9 protein-coding genes and 1 pseudogene are annotated in these 13,457 nt (G+C 58.8%); 1 reads left to right on the forward strand and 9 read right to left on the reverse strand.

The window, feature by feature from the left end; genetic code table 11:
• Window positions 1-247: 247 nt before the first annotated feature.
• The 3 genes and pseudogenes from CKO35_RS15945 to CKO35_RS15955 form a co-directional block, all read right to left on the reverse strand.
• The gene (locus tag CKO35_RS15945; RefSeq protein ID WP_200177108.1) at window positions 248-1,396 is read right to left on the reverse strand and encodes a Fic family protein; all 1,149 of its coding nucleotides are present in this window, start codon (window positions 1,394-1,396) and stop codon (window positions 248-250) included.
• Window positions 1,397-1,621: 225 nt separating this feature from the next.
• Window positions 1,622-1,699: pseudogene (locus CKO35_RS18530) on the reverse strand (Fic family protein); the annotation flags it as partial.
• Window positions 1,700-1,898: 199 nt separating this feature from the next.
• Window positions 1,899-3,257 (reverse strand): Fic family protein, encoded by a 1,359-nt coding sequence (locus CKO35_RS15955; protein ID WP_207143856.1) that lies wholly within the window; start codon window positions 3,255-3,257, stop codon window positions 1,899-1,901.
• Between the two features lie 261 nt (window positions 3,258-3,518).
• Here CKO35_RS15955 and CKO35_RS15960 point away from each other — a divergent pair, with 261 nt between their 5' ends.
• Entirely contained in the window at window positions 3,519-4,706 is a 1,188-nt protein-coding gene (locus CKO35_RS15960; RefSeq protein WP_200177109.1) for a Fic family protein, read from the forward strand.
• Between the two features lie 154 nt (window positions 4,707-4,860).
• Here CKO35_RS15960 and CKO35_RS15965 read toward each other — a convergent pair whose 3' ends face one another.
• From CKO35_RS15965 to CKO35_RS15990, 6 genes are all read right to left on the reverse strand, one after another.
• Entirely contained in the window at window positions 4,861-5,865 is a 1,005-nt protein-coding gene (locus CKO35_RS15965) for a Fic family protein (RefSeq protein ID WP_200177110.1), read from the reverse strand.
• A 79-nt stretch (window positions 5,866-5,944) separates the two neighbouring features.
• Complete coding sequence (locus tag CKO35_RS15970; RefSeq protein WP_200177111.1) at window positions 5,945-7,030, reverse strand: HNH endonuclease; 1,086 nt, start codon at window positions 7,028-7,030, stop codon at window positions 5,945-5,947.
• Window positions 7,030-8,826 (reverse strand): restriction system-associated AAA family ATPase, encoded by a 1,797-nt coding sequence (locus CKO35_RS15975; protein ID WP_200177112.1) that lies wholly within the window; start codon window positions 8,824-8,826, stop codon window positions 7,030-7,032. The genes CKO35_RS15970 and CKO35_RS15975 overlap by 1 nt, the downstream gene beginning before the upstream one ends.
• Before the next feature lie 6 nt (window positions 8,827-8,832).
• On the reverse strand, window positions 8,833-10,347 hold the full coding sequence (locus tag CKO35_RS15980; protein ID WP_200177113.1) for a restriction endonuclease subunit S: 1,515 nt from the start codon (window positions 10,345-10,347) through the stop codon (window positions 8,833-8,835).
• A complete protein-coding gene (locus tag CKO35_RS15985) occupies window positions 10,344-12,029 on the reverse strand; it encodes a type I restriction-modification system subunit M (protein WP_200177114.1) in 1,686 nt (561 codons plus the stop codon). Before CKO35_RS15985 ends, CKO35_RS15980 begins: the two co-directional genes overlap by 4 nt.
• A 163-nt stretch (window positions 12,030-12,192) precedes the next feature.
• Window positions 12,193-13,281, reverse strand: coding sequence for a type I restriction-modification enzyme R subunit C-terminal domain-containing protein (locus CKO35_RS15990; protein ID WP_207143859.1), 1,089 nt, complete (start codon window positions 13,279-13,281; stop codon window positions 12,193-12,195).
• Window positions 13,282-13,457: the final 176 nt, after the last annotated feature.

A 13,457-nucleotide genomic window follows, 5' to 3' on the forward strand; every position in this document is an offset into this window, starting at 1 on the left:
GGTAAGGCAGCCCTGCTGTTGTTTTCCACCGTCGAGTACGAACTGGCGACGATCCGCTAGCGCTGGAATTCAAGAGATTCTGTTCTGCCGCTATGGACCATGCCCCATCTGACGCACGGTGGTGTGCAGCACGTTCTGCGGCGTCACGCCCAGCGGTAGCGGGCCCGGACGGGTGGTTGACCATGTGCCGTCTGGCCTCCAGAGCTTATGAGTACTGGTGCGGAGCATGGCGGGTTTGCGGGGGTTTTCAACGAGATAGCAGTTCAACGTAGGCTTGGTAGCTGTAAATCCGGTTCTTTTTTTGGCCAGTTATCTCGGTCACGATGCCCAACTCTTCCAGCACCTTGACCGCCGCCGTTGCTGTGGGAAAACTGGTGTCCAGTTGCTGCCTTACGCGCTCAATCGTGAAGCGCGGCATCATCGGCAGCAATTCGAACAGTCGGTAGCTTGCCGGGCCAGCTTTGGATGATTGCAACAGGCGTCTGCGGTCTGCGGCCACCAGGCTGGCTACCTCAATGATGTTTTTTTCCGCATCGCCAGCGGCTGTGACAACACCTTCCAGAAAGAAGGTTACCCAGGATTCCCAATCGCCCTCCGTGCGTATGGCTGACAGGCGACGGTAATACTCCGCCTGATGTTGCTTCAGGTAGCCGCTGAGGTACATCAAAGGCTCGGACAGCAACCCCCAATGTTCAAACAGAGCTGCGATCAGCAGGCGGCCAATGCGCCCGTTGCCGTCGAGAAACGGGTGGATGGTTTCAAACTGCGCGTGGATCAGAGCCACCTTGACCAGCGGCGGCAGGTCCGTCGCTGTGTCGTGGATGAAGCACTCCATATCCGCCAGCAGCGTGGGAACGCGCTCCGGCGGGGGAGGCACAAAAACCGCATTGCCGGGCCGTGTGCCACCGATCCAGTTTTGCGACCGGCGCAGTTCCCCGGGTTGCTTGCCAGCGCCGCGTGCCCCATCCAGCAGGCGACGGTGAGCCTCGCACAACAGTCGCACACTGATGGGTAGCCCTTGGGGATCGCGCAGTTGCTCCTGCGTCCAGCGGAAAGCACGCAGGTAGTTGGTCACTTCCTCCACATCGTCGGTATTGCTGACTTTGAAGCCCGCCTCTTCGTCGAACAGATCAATCAGCGTGGCCTGTGTGCCCTCGATTTGCGACGTGAGCAGGGCTTCCTTGCGAATAGCGCTGTACAGCAACCAATCTACAGACGGCACCAAGCCGGACACACCCGCTAGACGCGCAAGCGCCAATTCGGCCTGCCGGTTGAGGTCGGAGAACACCTCGGGTGACAGGGTTGGAGCAGCTGGCGGCAAGGCGTGGGGCACGAATGCACGCACGGATTCGCCCAGCGTCGTGGAAATCGAATAGGTCCCAGTGGCGCGAGTCATTGAAAGTTGTCTTTAGTAGAGGTCGATCACATTAAAGCGCTCTTTAATTTGAGTGGCAACGATTAAAGACATCTTTTATTAGCCGCAATGCGTCAACTCACCCACCTTGGGGGACGGTGCCTTCTTGGCCTTGGCGACCGAAATATCCTGATTGCGCATCACATCCGGACAAACCCAGCGGTCGATGGTGGACTTGTACGGTTCGAGCACATCCTCACCCAGGGCAAAGCGGGCCAGGATCAGGCTCTGCCACAGCCGCCCCATGCGACCGTTGCCGTCGGCAAAGGGGTGGATGAATTCGAATGCGCGGTCGGCACCACCGCATGGAAAGTAGCCCGTGATGCCTGGTGAATTTTCCGACACCTAAAAACGCAATGGCGATCTTCGCCACCAGATCGAGCGGGCTTTCTGCTGGAGCGGGAGGCGTTGCCGGGATGGTGGGCTGCCCACCTTCCACATCCGCAATCAACTGAGCCATCTGAGGCCATTCGGAGTAATGGGCTCACGCCGGCCACTGGCGTGACTGCCATTCGCTGAACTCTGAGGGGCGCAGTCCGTAGCGCGCCAGCACACCCTCATGCAGCCGTCGGAGCTCCTCGATCACCAGCGCCTCGATGTTGTCCCTGTCGACGCCGAGCTCATGCCCGGACAGGCATTCCTTGATGACGTCCAGCGGCGCCCGCCCGGGTTGCCGCACGACTTCGCGCACTGACTGTTTGATCACCTCGCGCCAGGCCAGGCGCAGCGGGTCGGGCTCGGCAAGATCCTGCTTGATGGCAAGGTACTCCTGCGTCGAGCGCTCGTAGGCCCAGACATACAGGTCGCGCAAGAGCTCGATCCTGGTCAGCTCGTAGACCCCGAGGACGGCCCGACTGTACGCCTGCTCGGGCACGTCGAGAAAGGTCAGCGGACACAGATTGGCGCGGATCAGTGGCAGGTTCGCCGTAAGCCGCGAGGTGCGTTTGTTGACGTCAGCGAAGGGCTGCAGATAAGGCACATGCACCATCACGAAAAAGGATTGCTCGAAGGGGTCCTCGACGCGGTTCGCCTTGTCCAGAAGGAGGTCCAGCATCTCCTCGACTTGAGCCGGCACGGCCAGGGGACGATAGACGCTCTTGCCGATCTCTACGCCATGCTGCCGCAGTCGCCCCTCGTCGGCGGGGTTGGGCAGGAGGTTTTCCGACAGGGCGCTGTGCAGGTTGAGCAGCGTGAAACGGTTGAATCCGGCCGTGTCGGCGTTCTCGACCAGGAACTCGATGGCCGCCTTGTGATTCAGAATCATCTGCGTTTCGATGGCGGCCTTGCCCTGCGCAATCCGGCCGTGCTCGATCAACTCCCGGGTGTCGAGCCGGGTGTAGGTATTGCCTTCGAGGTGGCTGGACGCCCAGGACAGATCGATCAGCAGGCGGTTGAGGACCGCGCGGCCGTAGGTCCCGGCAGGTAGTCGTGTCTGGCCGGTATCACCCATCTTGCGCAACTGCCGCCGCAGCGGCTCGGGCAGATACCAGGTCTGGTTGGGCTGGTAGGCGTCCAGAAAATCGCGCTGGTAGCCCACCGGCTTGCGGGCCGTAAGCGGCTGGTTGACATAGGCGAGGATGTCCCGGCTGTCGGCCGAAAGCGGGATGTACCGGGGGAAGACATCCTCAATGGTGGCCGAGGGTGCAAAGGCCGCTGCCGCGACGACGTAGCGACGTGCCCGCCCTGCGCCCGAGGCCTTGATCCGGCCTGCCACCACCAGTTCGTTGAGCCACCGCTGGGCCGTCCGGCGGGCAAGCCCCGGGTGTCGATCCAGGATGGCGGCGATCGAAAGGCCCTCAGGGGCAGAGCGGATGCTTTCGAGCAGCTCTTCCGGAGATGGCATGTGAGTGCGTGGCGCGATTCATGAGTTTAATGGCGCAATTGTGGCGCAAAAGCCGGAATCGCGCCAGTCTTGGTGGCGCGATTAACTAAAGGCGAAGTTCCAAGGGCACACCGGCGCACCCAGAAACACAACCACTTGCATCCATTCTTGGGATGTTTAGCGCATCTCCTCATGTTGTCACGCGGCGAATGGCGCTTCTATCGCCGCACTGTCTGCGGTGAATAACTTGCGCATGCGGAGAATGGAGCTCATAATCTCCGCATGAATAGCGGAGATTACAAGTGCATCTGGCAGGCGAGTGACTGGCCGGACTGGCGCTTCGACTTGGCGGTCCTGGCCGGCCCCATGGCGGATGTGAGTCGCGCTCAAGGGCTCTTGATGGGGCGTCTGGCCGACGTGGGCATGGCGCTGCGCGATCAGGCCAGTCTGGCCGCGCTCACCGAAGACGTGGTCAAGACCAGCGAGATCGAAGGTGAGCAGCTCAACGTCGAATCCGTGCGCTCGTCCATCGCCCGCAGGCTCGGCGTGGACATCGGTGCCTTGGCCCCGGTCGATCATCACGTCGAAGGCGTGGTGGAGATGGTGCTCGATGCCACGGCCAACTGCCAGGCACCGGTCACACGGGAACGCCTGTTCGGCTGGCATGCCGCGCTGTTTCCCACCGGTTACTCCGGCCTTTCCAAAATCAAGGTCGGCAGTTGGCGCGACGATGCCAGTGGCCCCATGCAGGTGGTGTCCGGCCCCATCGGCCGCCAGCGCGTGCATTTCGAGGCGCCGCCCGCCGATCGTCTGGAGACCGAGACGAGTCGTTTCCTCGACTGGGTCAATGCGGACTCGGGTGAGCCATCGCTCGTCAAGGCGGGGCTTGCCCATCTGTGGTTCGTGACCGTGCATCCCTTTGACGGTGGCAATGGCCGCATCGCCCGTGCCATCGGCGATCTGTGGCTTGCGCGCGCCGACGGCAGCCCGCAGCGCTTCTACAGCCTGTCGGCGCAGATCCAGCGGGAGCGCAAGGCCTACTACGATATCCTGGAGCGCACCCAGAAAAATTTGCCGGGAGCAAATTTTCGCGCCAACCCCGAAGGGGTCAGGCACAGGGATGTGCCTGACAACCGGTCCATGGACGTCACCGAGTGGCTGGCCTGGTTCCTGGACATCCTGCATCGCGCCGTCGATCAGGCGCAACACACGCTCGATGCCGTGCTGACCAAGGCACGCTTCTGGCAGCACTGGGCGGCCACTCCTTTGAACGAGCGACAGGCGAAATTGCTCAACCGCCTGCTCGACGGCTTCGAGGGCAAACTCACCAGCAGCAAGTGGGCGGCCATTGCCAAGTGTTCGCCGGACACGGCGCTGCGCGACATCAACGACCTGCTCGCACGTGGCGTGCTGCGGAAATCGAATGCGGGCGGGCGCAGTACCAGCTACGAGCTGAACGATCTCCCGTAGTAACCGCGCGTGGTCCGGTCCGCTGTTCTTCTGCCTGAAGCCGTCGGCCAATCCCAAGCCTGGCACCAGGAAGATCAACCTGACCACGTTGGCACCCGACATCGTCGCCGCCATCCTCGACGACACTCTGCCGAATCACCATGTCTGTCGCAAGTTATCCGCCGCCGTGCCGGGCCACCACCTGACGACCCTTGTCGGTCAGGCGGTATTTCTGCTTGCTGCTGCGCGGCTTGTCGGGGATGGTCATTTCAATCAGACCGCCATCCAGGGCCGGGAGCAGATAGGCTTTGCGGAAATGCTCATCATCTTTCAGCCCGAGCGCCTCTTTGAGTTGTTGCCGGGTCATCTCTCCGGCAAGAACTGAGAGCAGTCGAACTTCCGGGGTAACTTCCCGGGTTACTTCCGGGGTCGAGCTGGTCACGGTATCCAGGATCATCCGCAACATGAAGGCGAGAAACGGAGCGGAATCGGTCTTTTGGGTGCTTTCCTGAATAGCCTGGTAGTACTCGGCCTGGTGCTCGAAGATCAGGCTTTCCACCGGGATGTCGGCGAACAGGGGATTCCAGCGGGCCAGGATCAGGCTCTGCCACAGCCGCCCCATGCGACCGCTGCCGTCGGCAAAGGGGTGGATGAATTCGAACTCGTAGTGAAAGACCGAACTGGCGATGAGGGGATGGGCATCAGTGGCGGCCAGCCAGCGAAACAGATCGTCCATCAGATGGGGAACCCGGTCGGCGGGCGGGGCCATGTGAATCACCTGCTGGCCTGCCATCACTCCCACACCGCCGTGCCGATACAGCCCTACCTCGTCGATCAAGCCGGACATCAGAATCTTGTGCGCCTCCAGCAGGTCCTTTTCGTACACTGGCTTCCAGCTGTCGAACCGGTCGTAGGCGGCCAGGGCGTTTTTCACCTCCTGCACCTCGCGGGGCGGGGCGATGACCCGCTTGCCCTCCAGAATCGCGGTGATCTGCGCCTCGCTCAGGGTGTTGCCTTCGATGGCCAGCGAACCGCGAATGGTGCGGATGCGATTGATGCGCCGTAGCCGCAAGGCTCTCGCCTGATCGGTGAGGATGGTCAGCCGCCCGATGGCCTCGCTGATCGCGGCGACCCGGTTCAGGATCTCGGGGGTGATGGTGTAGGGTGGCTGATATTTCATGTTGCCTCCCTGGCTGCCTCTTCGATGCGGGAGCTCGCGGAGGTCATGCGGTTGGTGATGGTGAATGCGGAGGCAAAGGTCATGGCGCGGCTCCCTCCTTTGCAATAGCATCAAACAGACCGACCCGCTGGCAGCCTTCGAGGAAGGCCTGTTTCAGGAAGTTGCTGTTGGCAACCGGCGCTTTTGCGGTCTGCTGCTGAACGGTGGCAAGGGAGGTGTCCGGTGTGATGCCGTGGGCATCGCGCAGAATACGAAGCTGCTCCAGCCAGTCCTTGGCGTCACCGTCGCAGCATTTCGCCTTGTAACGCTCATCGATGCCATACACCTCTTTCCAGGTCTCGATCTCCTCGTGGACAGTGGCTGGGCCGAAGGTGAGTTGGATGTCGGCGAGTGTCAGACGATCAATATCCGGGGCGTTGAGGTCGATGGTGATTTCGATACCGTGGGCACCGACCGTATAGGGATAGAAGGCCTTGCGCCGTCCGGCGGCATTGTGTGCCGGGTCCTTGCTGAGTTTGTAGGTGCTGTTGCACTCGTGGCAGGCCGGTGCAAGGTTTCGGAAATTGATCGAATTGAAGGGATAGAGCGCCTTGGGCAGATAATGGTCATAGGCCTCGCGCTTGGTGTGATGCACCCCCTTGATGTCGCCGAGGCCGCAGAACGGACATTTGCCGGTGGTGTTCGCCTGCATGAATGCCTGATAGTGCTCATCAATCTGGCCGATCTTTTCCCGCAGCGCCGCAAGGTCGAGCAGTTGCTGGGAATAGAGCCCCTTGAAAAATGACGCCAGTTTCTCGCTCAGATCAGGATGGATGGCAGTAATATCGGTATATCTGGCGATGTGGACCTCAGGGTCGTTGGCGCAGACCTTTTCGATGTCGTTGTTGGCCTGGTACCACTGTCTAAGCTGGTCGATCTGCGCAGGGGTTAATGGGGCAAACAGGCCATAAATCCGCTCTACATGTCCGTAAAAGAAATCCCCGCCCTGCGTATCGCCGTAGTAAAAAACCTCCATCAGTTCTTTGAGTTCTGCATTGGCAGTGAAGAGTTCAAGCCGGAAGTCGCCATTGCCCGGCGCTGTACACCACACCTCAAAAAAAATGAAGTCGATAAATTCTTGCATCTTCTCCATCGCATGGGGGACATAGGTGTAGGCGAACAGCATCAGCCGTGTCCCTCCACGCCATTATCCGAGTCAGCGTCGAGAATGGTCTTGATGAGAAGGACCTTTTCCACCGAGTCGCCGAGCTTGCGGTTGATCTCTGTAATGAGCTGCTCCTTGTCTTTACCATCTTCAAAATCCTGCCGGAACTTTTTCAGTTTACCTTGAGCAAAACCGCCGATGGTCTCGCGCTTGCCGAAGGTGGCCATGGTGATCTTGTTGATGGACGCGCCCATGGTGTTGTAGTTGGGGTGACTGACCGAGACCACGTCATCGGTCTTGTTGAACACCAGCACCTTTTCCGGTCGGCTGTCGGAGATGAGAAACGGGGTGTGGGTGGTCACCAGCATCTCCTGGCCGTCGCTGCCGTTAAAACTCTGGTGCAGACGGGTGACAAAGTTGGCGCGCCAGTCGGGGTTGAAATGGGTCTCCGGTTCGTCGAGCAAAAACAGGCTCTGGGTGTTCTTGAACAGCAAGCAGAGGCCCAGGGTGTGCAGCAGCTGGTGTTCGCCGTCGGAGAGGTTCTTGAGCATCACCGGTTCAGCCACGTCGGTCTTGCGGAACTTGACGAACTTGAAGCGCATGATGCGCTCGTCCGAGGCCAGAGTCGGCACCGTCTCGCTCACATAGTGGCTGTCGGACTGATACAGATCGGCCTTCAATGAGTCGCTAACGGCAAAGAGGTTCAGCGTCAGCAGTACTTGAAAGGCCTGGAACAGGGCGATGGGCGAGCGGTTGACCTCGAAATCGAAGTTCTCGCCGAAGGCCCGCCGAGTGGCGTCGTTGACGAGGTAGTCGAGATAGAGGGTGTCGCTGGCCTCGTCGAGATACCAGCAGGTGGCGCAGCGCATCAGGCGCGAGATGACTTTGTCGGTGGTGTCGCCGCCGTCAAGCAGGTGCACCAGATTGACGCGATAGCGCTTGCTCTGAGTTCCATCTTCGATGGCGCTCAATGCCGGGTGGTTTTTGACAATCTCCTCAATGGATTCCCGCTTGTTCTCATCCTGACTACCGAAGGCGGGAATCCGGCTTTCCTCCACCTCAATGCTGCGCCGGATGATGATGCGGAACTCCCTGAGTCCCTCGATTTTCACATCATCGCGGAAGGGTGTGAGCGCATCGGCATCCTGAAACAGCAGGTTGCAGAGCAGGATTGCCTGGCTGAAGCCGCTGTCGAGGTAGACCAGCCGCGATTCCGGGCGGCCTGGGTAAGGAAGCTGCTGCTTCAGTGCCTGGTCGTATTCGTCGAACTGGACAAAGCGCATCTTGAAAAACGGCAGGCTGAGGATTTCGTTTTCGCCGGAGGAGTAGCCCAGAACGTAAGTCGGCAGCAGTTGGCGGGCCAGGGTCTGGCCGATGGTCAGCTCCACCGCGCTATCCTGCTCCTCGTGGTTGAGCAAAAACCACTTGGGCGCGGCACTGGGCTGCTTGGCGATACGCACGTAGGCTTGTCCGTCGTAGCCTTTGGTCTTCAAGGCATCCTCCGGGCGGATCAGGTATTCGATCTCGAAGCCGTCCGGCGTGGCGGTTTCACTGCGAAAGCCTCCGGGGTTGGCCTCTTCCTCGAAGCGGAAGCTGTCCGGCAGGTTCTCCAGATAGATGCACTCCAGGTGGTAGAAGATCGCCGCCAGCGCCTCCAGCAGGTTCGACTTGCCGCTGCCGTTGGGTCCGGTGCAGACAAACGGGGCAAAGCCCTGTTCCTCCTGCAAGTCCCACTCGCTGCGGAAGCGGTGCTCAAAACCCGCTTGCAGGCTGCGAAAGCCCTTCGGGTCGGTGATTTTGAGTCGCAGCAGCTTCATCCGGCGTTATCCCTTTGCCGCTGTGATCTGCACGCGATTGTTGGCATCGTCGTAACCTTGAATCAGGTGGTCCTGTTCCAGCGCCTCGAACACTTGAGTCTTGAGTTCGTCGTATTCCGCCGCGCCCCAGTCCGGCGCTTCGTCTTCCGCCAGCTCCCACAGCCGTTGCCGCGCGGCATCCATAAATTTCTGCGCAGCAAAGGGCGCATCGCCCAGTTGCGCCAGCCAGGAGTTCAGCCACTCGCCCAGCAGGGATTTACGGCCTGCGGCGGTTTGCAATACGGCAAGCTCTTCGGGTGCGGGCAACTCGAACAATGGCTCCATGGGTTGTTTTTCCTCATCAATATCGGTCGTTTCTTCCTCTGCAAGCTCAGGCCCTTCCGCTGGCAGCACCACTTGCGAAAGATTCAGCTCGCCCTTGAACGCCTTCTGGCTCAGTGCACCATAGAGGCTTTCCAGATCGGTCAGGCTTTGCTGGTAGCGGGATTTGAGGCCTTCGACCTTTTCGACAATGGCAGCGAACTGGTTTTGGAGCGGAATCGGTGGCTTTGGCACCACAAACGAGAGCACGTCTTTCTGATTAATGCTTGCTTGGTTAACTGCTTTTTTTGCTCTGTTGGTGATCTGCGACTTTACGAAAGGCAGTCTCCACACAAACATTAAAAAAATCGGGAGAATGGCCTGTTTATCCACCCGGAATCTCATAATATTTGATTCATACACCATGTGTTCATCAATATTTTTAACAACACCAAGTTTCCCGAGATATTCGATGCTATTAACGCGGTTGATTAAAATGTCATCGGTCTCGATGCGGTATTTCTCGTACTCGGAATTCGTTATTTCAACCCGCTTCAAATTCTCAAGGCTTTGCACATACCCATCATAGAAAGAATCAATTCGTATAATTTTTGTGCCAGAACCATAAGATGATTGAGGTTTATAGAGTCCGTTATTTGGTTGATGGGCGATTAGTCTTGCGAGCGGTTCAATGTCCCACCCCTTCTCATTCCGCACGGGGTCGCCGAACATCTCCAGAAAGACGCTTTTGAGCAGGTCGTCGAGTTGTCGCAGGTGTTGTTTGCGCCGTGCGATCAGCCCTTCCACCTTGCCGAGCAGATGGGCAATGCGCTTTTGGTCGTCGAGCGGCGGGAAAGGGATTTCAATCCTGTATACGTCATCGCGATTAAGACCGGGGATAGCCGCGGACCTGTTTAAATTTTGGAGTCTAAGATTTTTTAAAAGTCTGAAAAGCCACTCCAAGTCATAGTCATGCTTACCAAGAGATTCGACAAAGTAAGTTGTATCAATCGGCCAGCACGGAATTGAGACAAGGTGTACTTCGCCGATCGAACCCTTGCGGCCAACAACAATGGTTGGCTTGCTAACTAAGCTCTCATTGTGGACGTCAACCGTGCCATTGGACCCATAAACAGGTACTTCGCCATGGATGCGGCTGTCTTTGCGCAAAGATTTGCCGTAGCTAAGCTTGAATAACTGGCCAAGCTGGATTGTTCTCATCCAACCATCCCCCTCAACTCCAGCAATTCCCGCACAATCCCGCTCTCCACCTCAGCCAAAACCTTTTCGTGCCTTTCGTGTGTTTCGTGGTTAAAAAATCCCTCACCAAGCTCAGCCACCAGCAGCCTCTCCAATATCACCCCTGGCGCTTCATACTCCACCTCTTCAAACACATCCTCCTTGTACCGACTCAGCGACAGGTCATACCCCTCGGCCTCGATATCCCCCCGCGCCACACAAAACCATTTCGCGGTGCGGTCGGTATCGGTCTCCGGGTTACGGGCATGGAACCGAGCCTCGATATCCTGCAAATCCCCAGTCCCCTCCTGCTTGCTGCGCTTGTCGTCCAGTGAGTAGCCGTCAGCCTGCATCTCGTAGAACCAGACGTGCTCGGTAGCCGGTTGCGTCACCTTGTCCTTCGGCCCCCAGACCTTGGTAAAGAGCAGGATGGCGGTACTGACCCCGGCATAGGGCTTGAACACGCCGCTGGGCATGGTGATGACGGCCTTCAAATCGCAGCGCTCCACCAGCAGCTTCCGCAACGCCTTGAACGCAACGCCGGAGCCGAACAGCACGCCTTGCGGCACGATGACGCAGGCGGTTCCGCCCTTTTTCAGCAGGCGGTAGATGTTCTCGACAAAGAGCAGCTCGGTCTTGGTGGTTGAGAGGCTGAGGTTTTCGTTGATGTCGCCCTTGTCAATGCTGCCGGTAAAAGGCGGGTTGGCCATGACGATGTCGTATTCGGCCTCCTCGTTGTAGCTCTTGGAGAGGGTGTCCTTGTAGTCGATATTGGGCTCGTTGATGCCGTGCATCATCAGGTTCATCAGCCCCAGGCGCACCATGGTGCTGTCGATATCGTAGCCAAAAAGGGAGGCTTGCAGGATGGCCTGGGCCTTTTCGGTGAGTCCGGCGGCCACCGAAGTGCGGATAAAACCGTCTTCATCGGGCTGCAAGTCCTTCGACCCTGCCTTTTTCGCCAGATCGGTGACGATGTACTGATAGGCTCCGAGCAGGAAGCCACCGGAGCCGCAAGCCGGGTCGGCAATCTTGTGCCCCAGTTGCGGTCGCACCAGATCGGCCATCAGCTTGATGATGTGGCGCGGGGTACGGAACTGGCCGTTCTTGCCCGCCGTGGCGATCTCGGAGAGGAGCATCTCGTAGACATCGCCCTGGATGTCCTGAAAGGCCTGGCCCCTCTCCCGCGAGTCGTGTTCCATGATCTCAAAGATCTCGTCGATGGTCTTCACCGCTTCTACCAGCAGCGCCGGTTTGGGGATGATGAACACGGCGTTGCGCATGTGGTGGGTGAAGTTGCTTTCGCTGCCGTTCATGTCCTTGAGGAAGGGGAAGACCTTGGCCTGCACATGCTGCAACATCTCCTCGGCCTGCATGCGCTTGAACTCGCTCCAGCGCAGGGTGCGCTTGTCGATAGGCCGCTGTTCCGCCGCTGGCCAGTTGCGTTCCTCAAGCGGTATCCATGTCCCCTCAAATTTGGAGGTGTACGGCTCGCCGGTCCACTCGGCATCGGCCTGCTTCTTCTGGTCCAGCTCGTCGAGCCGTTTCATGAACAGCAGGTAGGTGATCTGCTCGATGGCGGTGAGCGGATTGGAGATGCCGCCGGACCAGAATTTGTTCCAGAGCTGGTCGATCTTGCTTTTGAGTTCGGGGTTGTTCTGCAGCATGGTTATTTTCCTTGGTTCCCGGCAGGAGTCTCGGCCAATACTCCTGCGGTATGGGTTCTTTGTTCACTCTTCCAGCTTCGGGTTGGGCAGTTTGCCGGACTGTTTGACGAGCTTCTTTTCTTCTGTCTTGACCCGTCGCTCCAGTTTTTTGATGTCTTCTTCATCAGGCCGCCAACCGCTCGGTGAGCTTTAAGATTTCGTTGATCTCCGCCGGGCTGAACACGCCGCGAATCCCCTGCGGGTGGATGACCGTGAACGGTGCGTTGATGAGGTCTTTCTTCTCGACCTTCTCGCGCTCGATGATGAAGCCCTTGAGCAGGTTCAGGAACTCCAACTGACGGCTGGAAAGGTTCGTGTGCTGCCCGATGAACTGATCGAAGACTTCGCTGACCGTTTCCGGGAAGCTCTTCAGGATCTCGATGCCGAGGATGTGGCGGATGAACTGGATGAAACGGGCCTTGCGGTTTTTGTAGGCCTGGCGCAGCAGGTCTTCGGTGATGTGGGGGTGTTCGGCATGGAGCAGCTCAGCCAGGGCGGTGGCCTCACCCGGTGAAACCTCTTCGCCGTTCTTGATCTTCTGCAATATGGGGTTGTGCGCGGTCAGCTCCGCGATCATGGCCTCGACCATCTCGCGGTAGCGGCTGATGCTGACCGATTCGTGCTGGGGGCCGAACTCGACCATTTCCTTGCGGTAGATTTCATCTTTCAGGTCAAGGTGTGTTGGTCCGGGACCGGTCTGTTGCTCGCGGAATTTCATCAGCGGGCCAAGGCGACTGTTCAGCTCGTCGAGAGCGTCCTCCAAGGTAATCGCATCCGTTTTGGCCCAGTAGTGGTTGCTCTGGGCGGCGCGAATCAACGACTCCTCGGCCTTGACGAAACTGACCGACAGCGGCAGTTCGCTGATCTGCTCGACGATACCTTCCTTCAGGGTCTCGCCCTTTTCCTTCTCTTCGCTCAGTCTGGCCAGCGAGAATTCCAGCAGGTCGCGCTCAAAGCGCATGGCCTTGAAGTCGGCCTCGGAGACGGTGCGGAACAGCGGCTTGATCTCGCTGCGCAGGAATTCCAGCCGTTGGTGATTCAGGGTGATCCAGAAGTTTTCCTCATCGAGTCGGGCCAGTGAAGCGGCGGCCTCCTTGATGATGACGGAGCTTTGCGGCAGCTGGCTTATCTGCCGACGCAGTTTGGCGATTTCGCGCTCGGCAACCTGCACCTGCGTAAGGTCGATGGCCTTTTCGATTTTATCCAGCCGCAAGCCGACCAGACGCACCGGCAGGGGGAGCTGGGGCTTAAGCTCCTTGCCCTTGGGTTGTTCTGGTCAAGTCGCAGCGGACACGGATTAAGCAGCAACCGCTAAAAAATGTTGCTGAGGGGTGATGTACCCCAGGGACGAGTGGAGCCGGTCGCTGTTGTACTCCATCTCGATGTACT

Source organism: Ectothiorhodospira shaposhnikovii (assembly GCF_016584105.1).
In the GTDB taxonomy this organism is placed as follows: Bacteria; Pseudomonadota; Gammaproteobacteria; order Ectothiorhodospirales; family Ectothiorhodospiraceae; genus Ectothiorhodospira; species Ectothiorhodospira shaposhnikovii.

What these genes read in the sequence shown, in the direction of transcription:
- CKO35_RS15945 (WP_200177108.1), bottom strand. Translation starts at nt 1,396, where the DNA reads ATGACTCGCGCCACTGGGACCTATTCGATTTCCACGACGCTGGGCGAA.
- CKO35_RS15955 (WP_207143856.1), bottom strand. Translation starts at nt 3,257, where the DNA reads ATGCCATCTCCGGAAGAGCTGCTCGAAAGCATCCGCTCTGCCCCTGAG.
- CKO35_RS15960 (WP_200177109.1), top strand. Translation starts at nt 3,519, where the DNA reads ATGAATAGCGGAGATTACAAGTGCATCTGGCAGGCGAGTGACTGGCCG.
- CKO35_RS15965 (WP_200177110.1), bottom strand. Translation starts at nt 5,865, where the DNA reads ATGAAATATCAGCCACCCTACACCATCACCCCCGAGATCCTGAACCGG.
- CKO35_RS15970 (WP_200177111.1), bottom strand. Translation starts at nt 7,030, where the DNA reads ATGCTGTTCGCCTACACCTATGTCCCCCATGCGATGGAGAAGATGCAA.
- CKO35_RS15975 (WP_200177112.1), bottom strand. Translation starts at nt 8,826, where the DNA reads ATGAAGCTGCTGCGACTCAAAATCACCGACCCGAAGGGCTTTCGCAGC.
- CKO35_RS15980 (WP_200177113.1), bottom strand. Translation starts at nt 10,347, where the DNA reads ATGAGAACAATCCAGCTTGGCCAGTTATTCAAGCTTAGCTACGGCAAA.
- CKO35_RS15985 (WP_200177114.1), bottom strand. Translation starts at nt 12,029, where the DNA reads ATGCTGCAGAACAACCCCGAACTCAAAAGCAAGATCGACCAGCTCTGG.